The sequence below is a fragment of the Acidovorax sp. FG42 genome (assembly GCF_057809195.1).
Genome location: NZ_JBMDJM010000005.1, coordinates 37,448 through 54,633 on the forward strand (window position 1 = coordinate 37,448; position 17,186 = coordinate 54,633).

The 17,186-nt window shown below is 63.5% G+C and carries 15 protein-coding genes and 1 other RNA gene; 11 read left to right on the plus strand and 5 right to left on the minus strand.

The window, feature by feature from the left end; translation table 11 throughout:
* Window positions 1-76 precede the first annotated feature (76 nt).
* The 5 genes from ACODSM_RS07270 to gyrA form a co-directional block, all read right to left on the minus strand.
* A complete protein-coding gene (locus tag ACODSM_RS07270) occupies window positions 77-2,107 on the minus strand; it encodes a bifunctional 3-phosphoshikimate 1-carboxyvinyltransferase/cytidylate kinase (RefSeq protein WP_488804808.1) in 2,031 nt (676 codons plus the stop codon).
* 143 nt (window positions 2,108-2,250) lie between these two features.
* A complete protein-coding gene (locus ACODSM_RS07275) occupies window positions 2,251-3,123 on the minus strand; it encodes a prephenate dehydrogenase (RefSeq protein ID WP_015014432.1) in 873 nt (290 codons plus the stop codon).
* A 12-nt stretch (window positions 3,124-3,135) separates the two neighbouring features.
* Window positions 3,136-4,233 (minus strand): prephenate dehydratase, encoded by a 1,098-nt coding sequence (gene pheA, locus ACODSM_RS07280; RefSeq protein ID WP_015014431.1) that lies wholly within the window; start codon window positions 4,231-4,233, stop codon window positions 3,136-3,138.
* Window positions 4,234-4,298: 65 nt separating this feature from the next.
* Entirely contained in the window at window positions 4,299-5,408 is a 1,110-nt protein-coding gene (serC, locus tag ACODSM_RS07285) for a 3-phosphoserine/phosphohydroxythreonine transaminase (RefSeq protein WP_488804809.1), read from the minus strand.
* 95 nt (window positions 5,409-5,503) lie between these two features.
* Entirely contained in the window at window positions 5,504-8,170 is a 2,667-nt protein-coding gene (gene gyrA / locus ACODSM_RS07290) for a DNA gyrase subunit A (protein WP_488804810.1), read from the minus strand.
* A 223-nt stretch (window positions 8,171-8,393) separates the two neighbouring features.
* On the opposite strand from gyrA, the gene ompA reads away from it, so the two are divergent.
* From ompA to ACODSM_RS07345, 11 genes are all read left to right on the plus strand, one after another.
* Entirely contained in the window at window positions 8,394-9,038 is a 645-nt protein-coding gene (ompA, locus tag ACODSM_RS07295; RefSeq protein WP_015014428.1) for an outer membrane protein OmpA, read from the plus strand.
* 90 nt (window positions 9,039-9,128) lie between these two features.
* Window positions 9,129-9,839 carry a bifunctional 2-polyprenyl-6-hydroxyphenol methylase/3-demethylubiquinol 3-O-methyltransferase UbiG gene (gene ubiG, locus ACODSM_RS07300; RefSeq protein WP_015014427.1) on the plus strand — a complete coding sequence of 237 codons (711 nt, stop codon included), beginning with the start codon at window positions 9,129-9,131 and terminating at the stop codon, window positions 9,837-9,839.
* A gap of 1 nt (window position 9,840) precedes the next feature.
* Window positions 9,841-10,515, plus strand: a complete 675-nt coding sequence (locus tag ACODSM_RS07305) for an HAD family hydrolase (RefSeq protein WP_015014426.1) — start codon at window positions 9,841-9,843, stop codon at window positions 10,513-10,515.
* Between the two features lie 13 nt (window positions 10,516-10,528).
* Window positions 10,529-10,915, plus strand: a transfer-messenger RNA (tmRNA) gene (gene ssrA / locus ACODSM_RS07310).
* A gap of 366 nt (window positions 10,916-11,281) precedes the next feature.
* Window positions 11,282-11,749 carry a Spy/CpxP family protein refolding chaperone gene (locus ACODSM_RS07315; protein WP_209820163.1) on the plus strand — a complete coding sequence of 156 codons (468 nt, stop codon included), beginning with the start codon at window positions 11,282-11,284 and terminating at the stop codon, window positions 11,747-11,749.
* Window positions 11,750-11,766: 17 nt separating this feature from the next.
* Window positions 11,767-12,093 (plus strand): hypothetical protein, encoded by a 327-nt coding sequence (locus ACODSM_RS07320; RefSeq protein ID WP_060986352.1) that lies wholly within the window; start codon window positions 11,767-11,769, stop codon window positions 12,091-12,093.
* Between the two features lie 17 nt (window positions 12,094-12,110).
* The gene (locus ACODSM_RS07325; protein WP_488804811.1) at window positions 12,111-12,797 is read left to right on the plus strand and encodes a response regulator transcription factor; all 687 of its coding nucleotides are present in this window, start codon (window positions 12,111-12,113) and stop codon (window positions 12,795-12,797) included.
* On the plus strand, window positions 12,794-14,176 hold the full coding sequence (locus tag ACODSM_RS07330) for a sensor histidine kinase (RefSeq protein ID WP_488804812.1): 1,383 nt from the start codon (window positions 12,794-12,796) through the stop codon (window positions 14,174-14,176). The genes ACODSM_RS07325 and ACODSM_RS07330 overlap by 4 nt, the downstream gene beginning before the upstream one ends.
* Before the next feature lie 406 nt (window positions 14,177-14,582).
* Window positions 14,583-15,548 (plus strand): ABC transporter substrate-binding protein, encoded by a 966-nt coding sequence (locus tag ACODSM_RS07335; protein ID WP_309824553.1) that lies wholly within the window; start codon window positions 14,583-14,585, stop codon window positions 15,546-15,548.
* 22 nt (window positions 15,549-15,570) lie between these two features.
* Window positions 15,571-16,407 carry an ABC transporter permease gene (locus ACODSM_RS07340; RefSeq protein WP_488804813.1) on the plus strand — a complete coding sequence of 279 codons (837 nt, stop codon included), beginning with the start codon at window positions 15,571-15,573 and terminating at the stop codon, window positions 16,405-16,407.
* Window positions 16,404-17,183 (plus strand): ABC transporter ATP-binding protein, encoded by a 780-nt coding sequence (locus tag ACODSM_RS07345; protein WP_060986337.1) that lies wholly within the window; start codon window positions 16,404-16,406, stop codon window positions 17,181-17,183. Before ACODSM_RS07340 ends, ACODSM_RS07345 begins: the two co-directional genes overlap by 4 nt.
* The last annotated feature ends 3 nt before the right edge of the window (window positions 17,184-17,186 follow it).

The window sequence follows — 17,186 nt, forward strand, 5'->3', positions numbered from 1 at the left end:
CTGACGCGCGAGAGGGGCTGCGTGGGCCTGTGGCAAGGCCTTTTGGCACTGCCTGGAGCCCGAGGGCTCCACGTTGTCAGCGCTGCGCAGAAGCTGCGAAGGGCTGACGCTCCTGCCACCAGGCCAATACCTGTTCGACGGCTTGTTCAATCGTCAAATCGGAGTTGTCCAGGACCAGAGCGTCTTGCGCGGGCTTGAGAGGCGCAACGCTGCGGGAGCTGTCCCGTGCGTCGCGCGCTTCCAGATCCACGCGAAGGTCTTCGATACTAGCCGAAAAACCCTTAGAAATCAACTGCTTATAACGGCGCTCTGCGCGGCAGGCGGCGCTGGCCGTGAGATACACCTTCAAGGGAGCCTCGGGGAAGATCACGGTGCCCATGTCGCGCCCGTCGGCCACCAGCCCCGGCAGGCGCTGAAAGCTGTGCTGCAGATCGACCAGCGCAGTGCGCACGGCGGGCAAGGCGGACACGCGCGAGGCGTTCATGCCGGCTTCTTCGGTGCGGATGGCTTCGGTCACGTCGTCGCTGCCCAGCCACACCTTGCCGCCCTCAAACCGCACCGGCAGTGTCTGGGCCAGGGTGGCGATACGGGTTTCGTGGTCAGCGTCTATGGCCAAACCTGCCCGCAGCGCGGCCAGGGCGGTGATGCGGTACATCGCGCCGGAGTCCAAAAAGCGGTAGCCCAGCCGCTGCGCCACCGCCGCAGCCACCGTACCCTTGCCCGAGGCCGTGGGGCCGTCGATGCAGATCACCGGGATGTGGGCGGTCTCGACCTGAGCGACCGAGAACAGGGCCTCGAAGTAGTCCGGGAAGGTCTTTGCCACGCACTTGGGGTCTTCGATGCGCACCGGCAGCCGGGCCGGGTTGAAGGCGGCCAGCGAGAAGCACATGGCCACGCGGTGGTCGTCGTAGGTGTGGATGCTGGCAGCCTTCCAGTCGGTGACCTGGGCCGGGGGCGTGACGCGGATGTAGTCCGCGCCTTCCTCCACCGTGGCGCCGAGCTTGCGCAACTCGGTGGCCATGGCCGCGATGCGGTCGGTTTCCTTCACGCGCCAGCTGGCGATGTTGGTCAGCCTGGTGGTGCCCTGGGCATACAGCGCCATCACGGCCAGCGTCATGGCGGCGTCGGGGATGTGGTTGCAGTCCAGGTCGATGGCCTTCAAGGGCCAGGCGCCGCGTTCGATCTGCAGCCAGTTGGGGCCGCCGGTGACCACGGCGCCCATGGCCCGGGCCGCTTCGACAAAGCGGATGTCGCCCTGGATCGAATCCAGGCCCACACCTTGAATTTTGATCCCTTTTTGGCCGCTAGCGCTAGATGTAATTGCGCCAAGTGCTATGAAATAGCTAGCGGATGAGGCGTCTGCCTCCACATGGATGCTGCCGGGCGACTGATAGCGGCTGCCTGCCGCGATGGTGAAGCGCTGCCAGTTCTGGTGCTCGACCACAATGCCAAAGCGTGCCAGCAGTTGCAGCGTGATGGCGATGTAGGGTTTGGAGATCAGCTCGCCCACCACCTCGATGACGATGGCCTGCGTGCCCGCTGCCAGCGGCAGTGCCATGAGCAGGGCAGTGAGGAACTGGCTGGACACATCGCCGCGCACGCGGATGGGCTCTGCCAGCGCCAGCGCAGGCACACCCTGGCCGTGGGCGATCCTGAGTGGTGGGTAGCCGTCGTTGCCCAGGTAGTCGATCTGGCAGCCTAGCTGGCGCAGGGCATCAATCAGGTCGCCAATCGGGCGCTCGTGCATGCGCGGCACGCCAGACAGCTCGAACTCGCCGCCCAGCAGCGCCAGCGCTGCCGTGAGTGGGCGCATGGCCGTGCCCGCATTGCCTAGGAACAGCTCGGCGGGGGATTGGGGCAGGCGGCCACCCAGGCCCGTGATGCGCACCGTGCTTCCAGCCTCATCCACCGTGCACCCGATCTGGCGCAGGGCGTCCAGCATCACGCGCGTGTCGTCGGACGCCAGCAGGTCGTGCACGGTGGTGGTGCCGTTGCTCAGGGCTGCCAGCAGCAGCACGCGGTTGGAGATGCTCTTGGAGCCCGGCAGGTGGACTTCGCCTGCAGCGGCTTGCAGAGGGGGCAGATCAAGGAATGCGGTGCTGTACATCGATCGATATCTTTCAGCCGGGGCCTCAAAAACTGGCGCGCCCCAGGCGAGGGCACCCGTGGAACTGGCTTGACCAGGCCACCGGGTGCGTCCCCCTTGGGGGAAGGCGCCATAGGCGACTCAGGGGGGATTACTTCCGGGGGTTACTTCCGCTTCGCACCCATGCGCCAATGCGCACGGGTTTCGCTGGCCAGGGTCAGCATGTCTTCAAGTGCCTGGGCATTGCCTTTTTCCATGGCCTGCTCGATGTTACGCAGCGCCTGCTGGAACAGCTTGGACTGGGCAATCAACTCGTCCCGGTTAGACAGCAGGATGTCGCGCCACACCTTGGGGTCGCTGGCGGCAATGCGGGTGAAGTCGCGGAATCCGGGGCCTGCGAGGGACAGAAAGTCGTCACCGTGCGTCTGACCCGTGATGCTGTTCATCATGGCAAACGCGAGCAAATGGGGCAGGTGGCTGACGGCGGCAAAGGCCGCGTCGTGCGACTCCGGCGACATGCTGGTCACGCGGCAGCCCAGCGCTGTCCAGATCTTTTCGGCGTCCTGCAGCTGGGCGGTGAGGGTGCGTTCGGTTGGAGTCAGGATCACCTGGCGCCCGCTGTAGAGGTCTGCCTCGGCGTGTTCCACGCCCGACACCTCGCGCCCCGTGATGGGGTGTGCGGGCACAAAGGAGCCCACCTGGTCCCGCAGCGAACGCTGTGCGGCCTGCACCACATCGGACTTGGTCGACCCCACGTCCATGATGAGCATCTGGGGGGTGACAAGGTGCTTGATGGCCTTGAGGGTGGCTTCGGTAGCCGCCACGGGGACTGCCACCAGCACAATGTCTGCGCCTGCCACGGCCAGCAGGGCAGAGGGTGCCTCGACGTCGATCACGCCCAGCTGGCGGGCGCGGTCGGTGGTGGAGGGCGACTTGCTGTACCCCACCACGCGCTTGACCAACCCGGCCTTCTTCATGGCCAAGGCGAACGAGCCTCCCATGAGTCCGCAGCCGATCAGCCCCAATTGTTCGAACATGGCGACGGCTCCTTATGACGAGACAGGGTAGGTCCCCAGGACCTTGTAGAACGCGCACAGGCTGCGCAGTTCTTCCAGGGCCCGCGCGACATGCGGCTGGGCAGGATGGCCATCGAGGTCGATGTAGAAGTAGTACTCCCACTGGCCCGTGCGGGCAGGGCGCGACTCAAAGCGCGTCATGGACACACCGTGCGTCTTGAGCGGCACCAGCAGGTCGTGTACGGCGCCTGGCCGGTTGGGCACCGAGACCACGAGGCTGGTGCAGTCCTTGCCGGACGGAGGCGGTGTCTGCAGCGTGTGTGGCAGGCAGATGATGGCGAAACGCGTGCGGTTGTAGGCGTCGTCCTGAATGGCGTGGGATACGATGTGCAGGCCGAACTGGGTGGCTGCGCGCTCGCTGGAGAGGGCCGCCCAGGCAGGGTTGGTGGTAGCCAGCCGCGCGCCTTCGGCGTTGCTGGACACCGGGCGGCGCTCGGCGTGCGGCAGGTGCTTGGACAACCAGGCCTGGCATTGGGCCAGCGCCTGCGGATGGGCCAGCACCACCTCGATGCCGTCCAGCGAATTGCTGGTGCGCAGCAGGTTGTGGCGCACCAGCAGGCTGACCTCGCCGACCACATGCGTAGGTGTGTGCAGGAACAGGTCGAGCGAGCGGGTGACCACACCCTCGGTGGAGTTCTCCACGCCCACCACGCCGTACTGCGCGCTACCCGCTGCCGTGGCGTGGAACACCTCGTCAAAGTTGGCGCAGTACATCAGGTCGGCAGCACCGCCGAAGAATTCAATCGCGGCCTGTTCGCAGAATGTCCCCTCCGGGCCGAGCACCGCCACGCGCTGGGGCGATTCGAGCGCCAGGCAGGCGGACATGATTTCGCGCCAGATGGCAGCCACATGCGGGCCCTTGAGCGGGCCGGGATTGGCGTTGGTGATCTTCTCAATGACCTGTGCCACGCGGTCGGGGCGGAAGAAAGGCGTGCCTTCGCGCTTTTTGACCTCGCCCACCTGTTCGGCCACCAGCGCCCTCTGGTTCAGCAGCGTGAGCAGTTGCTGGTCGATGCTGTCGATTTGCACGCGCAGGCTGGCGAGGTCGGGTGAGGCTTGCGGATTGTTCATGGACGGTGGGGTTGCGGTGCGTGCTCGGGGAGCCGTTTTCTGTTGCTGTCGTGTCGGGCGCGCGCTCAGGCGTGCTTTTGCTCAAATTCTCGCATGTAGTCCACCAGCGCCTGCACACCTGACAACGGCATGGCGTTGTAGATGCTGGCGCGCATGCCACCCACGGACTTGTGGCCCTTGAGCTGCAGCAGTCCGCGCTCCTTGGCTCCGGCCAGGAAGGCTTCGTTACGGCTTTCGTCACGCAGGAAGAACGGAATATTCATGCGCGAGCGGCAGTTGGCCGCCACTTTGTTGACGTACAGCTGCGATTGGTCGATGGCGTTGTACAGCAGCGTGGCCTTGGCAATGTTGCGCTGCTCCATGGCGGCCACGCCGGTCAGGCCACCTTCGGTCTGGCGCTTGAGCCACTGGAAGGTCAGCCCGGCGATATAGATGCCCCAGGTGGGCGGCGTGTTGTACATGGACTGGTTGTCGGCCACGATTTTGTAGTCGAAGGCGCTGGGGCAGGCGGGGAGGGCATGGCCCAGCAGATCTTCGCGCACGATCACCAGCGTGAGGCCAGCGGGCCCCAGGTTCTTTTGCGCGCCGCCAAAGGCCAAGCCCACGCGGCTCCAGTCCACAGGCCGCGAGGCCACATGCGACGAGAAATCGATCACCAGAGGCGCATCGCTGCCCAGCGCCTTGAGGTCGGGCAACTGGTGGAACTCCGTGCCGTGGATGGTTTCGTTGCTGCACAGGTGCAGGTAGCTAGCGCCCCGGCTTACCGTCCAGGAGGCTGGGTCCGGCACGGTGGTAAAGCCCGTGTCTTCGCCCGTGGCGACGATGTTGACTTCGGACGCGTACTTGCGCGCTTCCTTTTGCGACTTCTGGCTCCAGCTGCCGGTCACCACAAAATCAACCACACCTGCGCGCGACAAGTTGAGCGGAACGATGGCGTTTTCGGCCAAGCCACCGCCTTGCATGAAGAGGATCTTGAAATGCGACGGAACGGCCAGCAGCTCGCGCAGGTCGGCTTCCGCCTTTTCGTAGATAGATAGAAACTCCTTGCCGCGGTGGCTCATCTCCATCACGCCCATGCCACTACCGTGCCAGTCCAGCATCTCGGCGGCGGCTTGTTCCAGGACTTCGGAGGGGATGGCGGCGGGGCCAGCGGAGAAGTTGTAAGGACGTGTCATGTTCAGGGCTAAAAATGCATCAGGCGCTTATTCAATAAGCGCCTGATGCTTTGCTTTTGATAGCGTTTGCAGGGCGTTTTAACGCCCTGCGGTGGTCAGGCGTCGGGGGCTTCGGGGGCGGGGGATGCGCCGCCGCTGTCTGGGCCTGCGTCCCCATCGGCTTCTGCATCTGTCACATTGGCATCGTTCTCCACAATGCGCTGCAAGCCGCTGAGTTTGGAGCCCTCGTCCAGTGCGATCAGCGTCACGCCCTGCGTGGCACGGCCCAGCTCGCGAATCTCGCTCACGCGGGTTCGCACCAGCACGCCCTTGTCGGTGATCAGCATGATCTCGTCGTCAGCATGCACCAGCGTGGCCGCAACGACCTTGCCGTTGCGCTCGCTCTGCTGGATGGCGATCATGCCCTTGGTGCCACGACCATGACGGGTGTACTCGACGATGCTGGTGCGCTTGCCGTAGCCGTTCTCGGTAGCGGTCAGCACGCTCTGCGTCTCGTCTTCGGCGACCAGCATGGCGATCACGCTCTGGCCGTCCTCCAGCATCATGCCGCGCACACCACGCGCTGCTCGGCCCAGCGGACGCACGTCGTTCTCGTCAAAGCGTACGGCCTTGCCACCGTCGCTGAACAGCATCACATCGTGTTTGCCATCGGTGAGGGCTGCGCCGATCAGGTAGTCACCGTCATCCAGGTTCACGGCGATGATGCCGCCCTTGCGGGGGTTGCTGAACTCGTCCAGCGCAGTCTTTTTCACGGTGCCCATGCTAGTCGCCATGAACACGAAACGGTCGGCCGGGAAGCTGCGCATGTCGCCGGTGAGCGGCAGCACCACGTTGATCTTCTCGCCGTCCTGCAGAGGGAACATGTTGACGATGGGGCGACCACGCGAGCCGCGCGAGCCGGCGGGCACTTCCCACACCTTGAGCCAGTACAGGCGGCCCCGATTGGAGAAGCACAGGATGTAGTCGTGCGTGTTGGCGATGAAGAGCTGGTCGATCCAGTCGTCTTCCTTGGTCGCCGTGGCCTGCTTGCCGCGGCCGCCACGCTTCTGGGCGCGGTACTCGGACAGGGGTTGGCTCTTGATGTAGCCCGTGTGGCTGAGCGTCACCACCATGTCGGTGGGGGTGATCAGGTCTTCGGTGGAAAGGTCCTGCGCACTGTATTCAACGATAGAGCGGCGTGCGCCCAGCTTGTGCTGACCGAATTCCTGCTTGATGGAGGTGAGTTCGTCGCCGATGATGACTGAAACGCGCTCGGGCTTAGCCAGGATGTCCAGCAGGTCTTCGATGACCGCCATGACTTCCTTGTACTCGGCCACGATCTTGTCCTGCTCCAGGCCCGTGAGGCGCTGCAGGCGCATCTGCAGGATTTCCTGGGCCTGCGTTTCGGACAGTCGGTACAGGCCATCCTGGCCCATGCCGAATTCTTTTTCCAGGCCTTCAGGGCGGTAGTCGTCAGCGTTGATCACGCCGCCTTCGGCGCGCGTGCGCGTCAGCATCTCGCGCACGAGCTTGCTGTCCCACGAGCGGGTCATCAGCTCGGCCTTGGCCACTGGGGGCGTTGGAGCGTTGCGGATGATCGCGATGAAGTCATCAATGTTGGCCAGCGCTACGGCGAGGCCTTCGAGCACATGACCACGGTCGCGCGCCTTGCGCAGTTCGAACACCGTGCGGCGCGTCACCACTTCGCGGCGGTGCTGCAGGAAGACGCTGATCAGGTCCTTCAGGTTGCACAGGCGGGGCTGACCGTCGATCAGCGCCACCATGTTCATGCCGAACGTGTCCTGCAGCTGTGTCTGCTTGTACAGGTTGTTCAGCACCACCTCGGGTACTTCGCCGCGCTTGAGTTCGATCACCAGGCGCATGCCCGACTTGTCGGACTCGTCCTGGATGTGGCTGATGCCTTCGATCTTCTTTTCGTGCACCAGCTCGGCCATGCGCTCCTGCAGCGTCTTCTTGTTGACCTGGTAGGGCAGCTCGTCCACGATGATTGCCTGGCGCTGGCCACGGTCGATGTCCTCGAAGTGGCACTTGGCGCGCATGACCACCTTGCCGCGCCCAGTGCGGTAGCCGTCCTTCACGCCATTGATGCCATAGATGATGCCGGCCGTAGGAAAGTCGGGCGCCGGAATGATCTCCATCAACTCGTCAATGGTCGCCTCCGGATTGCGCAGCATGTGCAAACAGGCATCGACCACTTCGTTGAGGTTGTGGGGCGGGATATTGGTGGCCATACCCACCGCAATACCAGCCGACCCATTCACCAGCAGGTTGGGCAGCTTGCTGGGCAATACCAATGGTTCTTTTTCGCTGCCGTCGTAGTTGGGGCCGAAATCGACAGTTTCCTTGTCAATATCGCCCAGCATTTCGTGCGCGATTTTGGCCAGGCGGATTTCGGTGTATCGCATGGCCGCAGCGTTGTCGCCGTCCACCGATCCGAAATTACCCTGTCCATCCACCAGCATGTGCCGCAGCGAAAAATCCTGCGCCATCCGCACAATGGTGTCGTACACCGCCGAGTCGCCATGCGGGTGGTATTTACCAATCACGTCGCCAACGATACGGGCCGATTTTTTGTAGGGTCGGTTCCAGTCGTTGTTGAGCTCATGCATCGCATACAGAACGCGACGGTGCACGGGCTTCAGGCCATCGCGCGCGTCGGGCAGTGCACGGCCCACGATCACGCTCATCGCGTAATCGAGGTAACTGCGCCGCATCTCTTCTTCAAGGCTGATCGGCAGGGTTTCTTTGGCAAACTGGGTCATTGGGACGGCGGAGGCGGCAAAGGAGAGCCATTTTAGGCGTAAGACCGTGTAGCGACGACGCAACATATCGAAGCAATTCAGGTTTTGTCCTACGGGCCCCGAACGGCGTGCACAGCTTTTGCCCTGTTACGTATGGCACAATCGTTTGAACGCTTAGGGTGGTGGTCACCCCAGGCGTCCTGATTCGCAGCGCGGCTGCGGCTTTTTCCCCAAGAGGAGAACCATGAAGAAACTGAACAAAGTGGCGATGTTGTTTGCCTCTGCAGCGCTCGCAACCGCCGCTGGCGCACAAACCGTTGACAACTGGCGCGATGCTTCTGGCCAACTGGTCTGGAAGAACGGTACCAACGAATACTGCTGGCGCGATGCCAACTGGACGCCTGCTACGGCAGCTCCTGGCTGCGACGGCGCAATCGCTGCTCCCGCACCTGCCGCTGCACCAGCTCCTGCTGCTGCTCCAGCACCCGCTGCCGCCCCTGCACCCGCACCCGCACCAGCTCCCGCCGTTGCCACCAAGGTGACCTACGCTGCTGACGCCTTCTTCGACTTCGACAAGTCGGTGCTCAAGCCAGAAGGCAAGGCCAAGCTGGACGACCTGGTCTCCAAGGTCAAGGGTATCAACCTGGAAGTGATCATTGCCGTGGGTCACACTGACTCCGTCGGCTCCGATGCTTACAACCAGAAGCTGTCGGTGCGTCGTTCTGAAGCCGTGAAGGCTTACTTGGTGTCCAAGGGCATCGAAAAGAACCGCGTGTACACCGAAGGCAAGGGCGAAAAGCAGCCCGTGGCCGACAACAAGACTGCCGAAGGCCGTGCGAAGAACCGTCGCGTGGAAATCGAAGTGGTCGGTACCCGCGCCGCTCAGTAATCTTCGGATTGCTGCACAAAAAAGCCCCGCTTGCGGGGCTTTTTTGCGTCTGGGGCTTTTCGCGTGCTCCCTTCATGGACAATCAGCGACATGATCGAAACCGTCAATGCAGATCCGGCCGAACTGGCCAAGTTTTCAGAATTGGCCCATCGGTGGTGGGACCCTGACAGTGAATTTCGTCCATTGCATCAGATCAACCCGCTGCGGCTTGACTGGATTCATGGGCTGAGCGCCTTGACCGGCAAACGTGTGCTGGATGTGGGCTGTGGCGGGGGCATTCTGGCCGACTCCATGGCGCGCAAGGGTGCGGATGTGCTTGGCATTGATTTGGCAACCAAAGCGCTGCGCGTGGCGCAACTGCACGCCTTGGAGGCGGGCACGCAAAATGTGCAATACCGTGAAATCAGCGCCGAGGCGATGGCCGCCGAACAGCCTGCTGGTTTTGATGTGGTGACCTGCATGGAGATGCTCGAGCATGTGCCCGATCCTGCCTCGGTGGTTCGTGCTTGCGCCACCTTGGTCAAACCCGGTGGCTGGGTGTTCTTCTCCACCATCAATCGCAACGCCAAAGCCTTCATGCTGGCCATCGTGGGGGCGGAATACGTGCTCAATATGCTGCCGCGCGGCACCCACGAATACGCCAAGATGATCCGTCCCAGTGAGCTGGCGGGACATTGCCGCAGTGCAGGCCTGGATGTGCTGCACACCAAGGGACTGGAATACAACCCCCTCACGCGTCGCTATTGGCTCAGTGCCAACACCAGCGTCAATTACCTGTTCGCGACGCGTCGCCCGGGCTGATATGGCTACCGTTTTTCATGGCATTCGCGCAGTCCTGTTTGATCTGGATGGAACTTTGATCGACAGCGCGCCAGACCTCGGCGCGGCCGCCGACAAGATGCGCACCGACCGAGGCCTGCCTTCGCTACCCCCCGCCCGATACCGCCCCATGGCGGGTGCCGGGGCTCGCGGCATGCTGGCAGAGGCCTTTGGCATGGGCCCAGATCACCCTGACTTTGCCGTTATGCGTGAAGAGTTTTTTGTGAACTACGAGTCCCGCATGACCGAGCAGACCACCATTTTTGACGGTGTGCCTGAATTGGTTCGCCAGATTCTTGGTCGCAACATGGCATGGGGCGTGGTCACCAACAAGGCCGCACGCTTTACTGACCCGCTTACGCAGGCCATCCCGCTGTTTGCCACCGCCTCGGCCGTGGTCAGTGGTGACACCACGCCGCACGCCAAGCCGCATCCTGCCCCTTTGCTGGAGGCGGCTGCCCGTTTGCGTGTGGCTCCTGAGCATTGCATCTACGTGGGCGACGACGAGCGGGACATCGTGGCGGGCCTGGCAGCGGGCATGGGCACAGTGGCCGCCACCTACGGCTACTTGGGCGCCAAGACCGATCCCTCGGAGTGGGGTGCACACGCCGCAATTAAATCTCCTGGTGAGCTCTTGCAATTGCTCGTGAGCGCCTAAAATAGAAAGCCTAGGGGCTGTCCTGGTTTCGACGTGGGTTCGGGATCAGTGTGGTGCATGTCGAGCTTGAGTCACGCTCGTAAATCTCGATTTAACAAACTAACTGCAAACGACGAACGTTTCGCACTCGCTGCTTAATTGCCAGTGAGCCTTGCAACAGTTGGCCGATGGGCTGGGCAAGGGGGTTCTGAGCAATCAGTGCCTCCCGGCTGCAAGGATAATTACATGGGCTGGCTTCCATCCGGGTACCTTGGGTGGAGGCGAGAAAATAGGGTGCTGGCGGCCCATGTAGCGTGCGACTGCGCGACATGGGTAGCGAGATCCAAATCAGACCGCTAAACATGTAGATCTGCCTGACGAAGGCTTGCGGACGCGGGTTCAATTCCCGCCAGCTCCACCAAATACAAACCCCCAACCGCTCACGGTTGGGGGTTTTTCCTTTTTCACGGTTTTGAGCGTCCGAGCGAGGCTTTTCGCGGTATCCGCTTTATCCGCTCATGCCCGCTGCTGCTTCCGCCATGGAAAGCCGTGATTCAGTCTCTCCGCGTCAATTTGCAGTGGTGCATGTCTCGGCTTCGCACGGGAAACACCAGACAAAGCGGGCCCACATATTGGTCTCCGCAAAATCGACGACCCGCCAGCATCTTTCGCCAGCGCCGCACAAGAAACAAAATGAAATAAACCGAAACTGGGTCGAGACCACGTTCCATGCCACCGCGGGCACCATCAGGGTCATGTTCCATACCGTCTTTGAAAGGACTGCATCATGAAACCCTGGATCAAGAAAACGCTGATGGGCATTTTTGGTGCGTCCATCGCGGTGGGTGGGCTGACGGCCTGCTCCAGCGGGCACCATCAGCGCGGCCCGATGACTGCGGAAAAGATGGCCGAAGTGCGCGGCAAGATGGTGGACCGGGTGAGTAGCAAGCTCGACCTGAACGAGGCGCAAAAGACCAAACTCAATGCGCTGGCCGATCAGCTGGAGGCCCAGCGTGCGGCGTTCATCGGCAAGACGGCAGACCCCCGTGCCGAGGTGCAGGCCATTGTCGCGGGCGACAAGTTTGACCGGGCGCGGGCGCAGTCGCTGCTGGAAGACAAGACGCGCGCGGTGCAGGCCCACAGCCCGGCAGTGGTCAACGCGATGGCTGACTTCTATGACAGTCTGAACCCAGACCAACAGCAAAAAGTGCGCGAGCTGATGCAGCGGCGCAAGGGCTGGATGGCCCGCGGCTAAAGGGCAGGGAGCATTACATGTCACCCACGCTGGAACCTATCCACCGCCTCGCCCAAGGCGTTCGTGTGCATGGGCCTGCGCTGCTGTCGGGGATGCCGGAGCCTCACGATGAGCTGATGTCTCTGGTCTGGGGGCCGCGCTTTGACCGCGAGCATGCGATGGGCCTGGTAGCCCGCCAGCCCTCGGTGGCGGCCCACACTCTGCCCGCCTTGCTGGCGGCTGCCGACCATTTTGACGCGCTCCATGCCGGTGCGCAGGGCCGCTTGCGCCGGCTCATCGTGCGTCACCGCGCATTGTGTGCGGCGGGCGCTTCTGTCGATGAACCCCGTGGGGAGCGCGCCTGACGGTGTGAGAATTGCTCATGCACCGCATATTGCTGATTGACGACGACGCGCAGCTGGGCGCGCCCCTGGCCACTTACTTCCAGCGTTTTGAGCTGGAGCTAGTTCACGCCCTTCGGCCCAGCGATGGCCTGGCGCAACTGACGGCCGGCGGCTTCGACGCGGCCATCCTCGACGTCATGCTGCCGGAAATGGACGGCTTCGAGCTGTGCCGCACCATCCGCAAGCAAGGCGACCTGCCCATCGTGATGCTGACCGCACGCGGCGAGGTGATGGACCGTGTGGTGGGGCTGGAGCTGGGGGCGGACGACTATCTGCCCAAGCCCTTCGAGCCGCGCGAGTTGGTGGCACGCCTGCAGACGGTGTTGCGTCGGCGCCGGGCGCCAGGGCCCGGTGTTGCAACGGGCTCGCTGGAGTTTGAGGGCCTGTCCATCGACGCCGCGCGCCGCAGCGTACAGCGCCATGGCGTGGTGGTGGAGCTGACCGGCACGGAGTTCGACCTGTTGCACCTGCTGGCGCGCGAGCCGGGCAAAGTCTTCAGCCGGGACGACATCCTGAACCAGCTGCGCGGTCATGAAGCCGAGCTGTACACGCGCGCGGTGGACATCGTGGTGAGCCGGTTGCGCAAAAAGCTGGAGCCGCTGGACTGCATCAAGACGCTGCGCAACGTGGGCTATTCCCTGGCCCTGCGCCGCGCTGCCCCATGAAGAAGATTTGTTCTCCCGTCCACGACCCGAACTGCCCCTGGCACCGCCGGGCGCGCCACGCGGTGGGTCATTCGCTGCGCATTCGGCTGGTGCTGGTGTTCATGGCTTTGGCCGTGGCTGTCGCCGTCACGTTCATGGGTGGTGTGCAAAAGGCCGTGTCGGTGGGTTGGCGCGAGGCCGCACGGCCGCTGTTGATGGACTATGTGGACCGCTTGGCGGCCGAGATTGGCAGCCCGCCAAGCATTGAGCGCGCTCAGGCAATCGCCAACCGCCTGCCGCTGACCTTGCGCATCGACGGCCCGCAGATCCATTGGGCCTCGCACCCCGACCAGCAGAACCCTGACTGGATGAGCGACAAGGTCCGCCAGGAAGGCCGCTGGACCGGTGACGAGAACGGACACAGCCTGCTGCGTCGCACGACGGCCGATGGGCACCATATCGAGTTCGGGCTGAACGCGCTGTCCTGGGACAAGCGCCCGCGCATTGCGTGGGGCACGCTCACCGTGCTGCTGCTGCTCACGGCGCTGGCCTATGTGTATGTGCGGCATCTGCTGCGGCCGCTGGACGACATTCGCCAGGGCGCGCAGCGCTTTGGCAACGGCAACTTTGCCCAGCCCATCCCGGTGCGGCATGCCCACCGGCCGGACGAGCTGGGCCAGCTGGCCGAGACCATCAACACCATGGGGGATGACATCCACCAGATGCTGGAGGCCAAGCGCGCGCTGCTGCTGGCGATGAGCCATGAGCTGCGCAGCCCCCTCACACGGGCCCGCCTGAACACTGAGTTGCTGCCCGAAACGGCCGACGTGCAACCCCAACGCCTGGCGCTGATGCGTGACCTGGGCGAGATGGCAGGCCTCATCACCGACCTGCTGGAAAGCGAGCGCCTCGCGGGCCGCCATGCGGCGCTGCACCGCGAGCCCACCGACGTGGCCGAGCTGGCGCGCGAAGTGGTGGCCGACCTGTGCTCCCGCCATGCGGGCGCCGCCGACATTGCCTTGCACACAGCGCCGGACTTGCCCGCAGTACGGCTCGACCGATCCCGCCTGCGGCTGCTGCTGCGCAACCTGCTGGACAACAGCCTGCGCCACAGCGAGTCGGGCGCCTTCCCGCCCGAACTGCACCTGCGGCTGGTGGATGAGGGCAGGGTGCTGGAGCTGGAGGTGCGTGACCATGGGCGCGGCGTGCCCCCCGAGCACCTGCCCCACCTGGCCCAGGCGTTCTACCGCCCTGATACCGCACGCCAGCGCGCCACCGGTGGCGTGGGGCTGGGCTTGTACCTGTGCCGCCTAGTGGCGCAAGCGCACGATGGGCAGCTGAACATGCGCAATGCAGAGCCCGGCCTGTCGGTCACCGTGCGTTTGCCGGTAGTGGAATAGGCCGCCCGCCGGTGGCATAGACAGGCTGGCCTGCGCGCCGGCAGGTGGCGTCGCACCGGCGCGGCCAGAGCAGCGCACAGGCCTGGTGCGCTGGAGAACTGGCCGCACCAGGGGCCCTAGCAGGCCTCACAAGGCAAATTCATAGTCTTTTTGCTCTGTAGCGCTGGTATTTGTTACGCTGATAGCTATCAAATCAGGAGTGGTTTCTGATGCCTGGGGCCACCCGAGAAGTCGCCATCCTCCCTGGCCTCGTTCTTGCTCAGCATCGTCACCCCCTCGCATGAGTCGAATTTTTCAGTGTTTACCCTGTATATACAGGTATGCTGAAACTGTCATCATGGCCTCCGGTACGCAGGTGCGTTCCGGTGGGCAGGGCCAAGGTACTTTCTTCAAACAGGAGCAGATGATGACTCGATCGGTTGTGAAATGGACGTCGCTGGCAGCGGCAGCAGCATGCATGATGGCCCTGGCCGCACCGGCCAAGGCGCAGGACACCAAAATCGTGCTGGGCATGTCCGGCTGGACAGGCTTTGCACCGCTCACGCTGGCCGATAAGGCCGGCATCTTCAAGAAGAACGGCCTGGACGTGGAGATCAAGATGATCCCGCAGAAGGACCGCCACCTGGCCCTGGCCTCCAAGTCGATCCAGTGCGCAGCCACCACGGTCGAGACGCACGTCGCCTGGAACGCCAACGGCGTGCCCATCGTGCAGATCTTCCAGATGGACAAGTCCTACGGCGCCGACGGTATCGCAGTGCGCGGCGACATCAAGAGCTTTGCGGACCTCAAGGGCAAGACCATCGGCGTGGATGCGCCCGGCACCGCTCCGTACTTCGGCCTGGCCTGGATGCTGAGCAAGAACGGCATGAGCCTCAAGGATGTGAAGACCACCACGCTGTCGCCCCAGGCCGCAGCACAAGCCTTTGTGGCGGGCCAGAACGACGCTGCCATGACGTACGAGCCCTACCTGTCCACCGTGCGTGAGAACCCCAGCGCCGGCAAGATCCTGGCCACCACGCTCGACTACCCCATGGTGATGGACACTGTGGGCTGCGACCCCACCTGGCTTAAGGCCAACGGCAAGGCGGCTCAGGCACTGGCCAATTCGTACTTCCAAGCACTGGACATGATCAAGGCCGACCCGACCAAGTCCAACGAGATCATGGGTGCCGCCGTCAAGCAGACGGGCGAGCAGTTCGCCAAGTCGTCGTCCTTCCTGCGCTGGCAGGACAAGGCTGCCAACCAGAAGTTCTTTGCGGGCGAGCTGACCAGTTTCATGAAAGACGCCACGGCCATCCTGCTGGAGGCCGGCATCATCCGCAAGGCGCCTGAAGACCTGAACGTCACCTTTGACGCCAGCTTCATCAAGTAAATAGACGGAAGAAGAGCGCTCCATGTCCGCCGTGCAACCCCTGTCCGTTTCTGAGCCAAAGGCCATCGTGCGCCGGCGCTCGCTGGCCCCGCTGGAGCCTGTGAGCAGCCGATCCCGCTGGATGCTGGGGCTGGCCTTTTTCGCCCTGTTCGTGGCGGTGTGGGCGTTCTTCACCCTGGGCGGCTTCGTGTCGCCCACCTTCCTGGCCAGCCCCGTCACCATGGTGAAAGAAGGCTGGCTGCTGTTCACCGAATACGGCTTCATCAAAGACATCGGCATGACCATCTGGCGCGTGGTCGGTGGCTTCTTCCTGGCAGCGGTCATTGCCGTGCCGCTGGGCATTGCGATGGGCGCGTACAAGGGGGTCGAGGCGTTCTTCGAGCCCTTCATCTCGTTCTGTCGCTACCTGCCTGCTTCGGCCTTCATTCCGCTGCTGATCCTGTGGGCGGGCATTGGCGAGGCGCAGAAAATCCTCGTCATCTTCATCGGATCGGTCTTCCAGATCACGCTGATGGTGGCCGTCACCGTGGGCGGTGCGCGGCGCGACCTGGTGGAGGCCGCTTACACGCTGGGCGCAGGCCACAAGGGCATTGTCACGCGGGTGCTCATCCCTGGCGCTGCGCCCGAGATCGCCGAGACCCTGCGCCTGGTGCTGGGCTGGGCCTGGACCTATGTAATCGTGGCCGAGCTGATCGGCTCGTCCAGCGGCATCGGCCACATGATCACCGACAGCCAGTCGCTGCTCAACACCGGCCAGATCATCTTCGGCATCATCATCATCGGCCTCATCGGGCTGGTGTCCGACTTCGCCTTCAAGGCGCTCAACCACCGTCTGTTTGCCTGGAGTTTTGTGCGATGAGCAGCGTATCCATCCAAGCCGTCTCGCGCACCTTTGAAGGGCACAAGGGCCAGCGCACGCAGGCCCTGCTACCCGTCGATTTTGAAGTGCGTGACAACGACTTTGTCACCATCCTTGGCCCGTCGGGCTGCGGCAAGTCCACGCTGCTGCGCATCGTCGCAGGGCTGGACCACGCGACCAGCGGCCGGGTGCTGCTGGACGGTGTGCCAGTGGAAGGCCCGGGCGCCGACCGCGGCATGGTGTTCCAGAGCTACACGCTGTTCCCCTGGCTCACCATCGAGCAGAACATTCGCTTTGGCCTGCGCGAGCGGGGTATGCCCGAAGCACAGCAAAAAGAGCGCGCCGCGTACTTCATCGCCAAGGTGGGCCTGCGTGGCTTTGAGCAGCACTTTCCCAAGCAGCTGTCGGGCGGCATGCAGCAGCGCACCGCCATTGCGCGCGCGCTGGCCAACGACCCCAAGATTTTGCTGATGGACGAGCCCTTTGGCGCGCTCGACAACCAGACCCGCGTGCTCATGCAAGAGCTGCTGCTGGGCATCTGGGAGGCCGAACGCAAGACAGTGCTGTTTGTCACCCACGACATCGACGAAGCCATCTTCATGGCCAACCGCGTGGCGGTATTCAGCGCCCGGCCCGGCCGCATCAAGACCGAGCTGGCGGTGGACCTGCCGCACCCACGCCATTACACGATCAAGACCAGCCCCGAGTTCATGGACCTCAAGGCGCGCCTCACCGAAGAGATCCGCGCCGAATCCATGGCGGCGGACCTGCACTGATCT

What these genes read in the sequence shown, in the direction of transcription:
- ACODSM_RS07270 (WP_488804808.1), bottom strand. Translation starts at nt 2,107, where the DNA reads ATGTACAGCACCGCATTCCTTGATCTGCCCCCTCTGCAAGCCGCTGCA.
- ACODSM_RS07275 (WP_015014432.1), bottom strand. Translation starts at nt 3,123, where the DNA reads ATGTTCGAACAATTGGGGCTGATCGGCTGCGGACTCATGGGAGGCTCG.
- pheA (WP_015014431.1), bottom strand. Translation starts at nt 4,233, where the DNA reads ATGAACAATCCGCAAGCCTCACCCGACCTCGCCAGCCTGCGCGTGCAA.
- serC (WP_488804809.1), bottom strand. Translation starts at nt 5,408, where the DNA reads ATGACACGTCCTTACAACTTCTCCGCTGGCCCCGCCGCCATCCCCTCC.
- gyrA (WP_488804810.1), bottom strand. Translation starts at nt 8,170, where the DNA reads ATGACCCAGTTTGCCAAAGAAACCCTGCCGATCAGCCTTGAAGAAGAG.
- ompA (WP_015014428.1), top strand. Translation starts at nt 8,394, where the DNA reads ATGAAGAAACTGAACAAAGTGGCGATGTTGTTTGCCTCTGCAGCGCTC.
- ubiG (WP_015014427.1), top strand. Translation starts at nt 9,129, where the DNA reads ATGATCGAAACCGTCAATGCAGATCCGGCCGAACTGGCCAAGTTTTCA.
- ACODSM_RS07305 (WP_015014426.1), top strand. Translation starts at nt 9,841, where the DNA reads ATGGCTACCGTTTTTCATGGCATTCGCGCAGTCCTGTTTGATCTGGAT.
- ACODSM_RS07315 (WP_209820163.1), top strand. Translation starts at nt 11,282, where the DNA reads ATGAAACCCTGGATCAAGAAAACGCTGATGGGCATTTTTGGTGCGTCC.
- ACODSM_RS07320 (WP_060986352.1), top strand. Translation starts at nt 11,767, where the DNA reads ATGTCACCCACGCTGGAACCTATCCACCGCCTCGCCCAAGGCGTTCGT.
- ACODSM_RS07325 (WP_488804811.1), top strand. Translation starts at nt 12,111, where the DNA reads ATGCACCGCATATTGCTGATTGACGACGACGCGCAGCTGGGCGCGCCC.
- ACODSM_RS07330 (WP_488804812.1), top strand. Translation starts at nt 12,794, where the DNA reads ATGAAGAAGATTTGTTCTCCCGTCCACGACCCGAACTGCCCCTGGCAC.
- ACODSM_RS07335 (WP_309824553.1), top strand. Translation starts at nt 14,583, where the DNA reads ATGACTCGATCGGTTGTGAAATGGACGTCGCTGGCAGCGGCAGCAGCA.
- ACODSM_RS07340 (WP_488804813.1), top strand. Translation starts at nt 15,571, where the DNA reads ATGTCCGCCGTGCAACCCCTGTCCGTTTCTGAGCCAAAGGCCATCGTG.
- ACODSM_RS07345 (WP_060986337.1), top strand. Translation starts at nt 16,404, where the DNA reads ATGAGCAGCGTATCCATCCAAGCCGTCTCGCGCACCTTTGAAGGGCAC.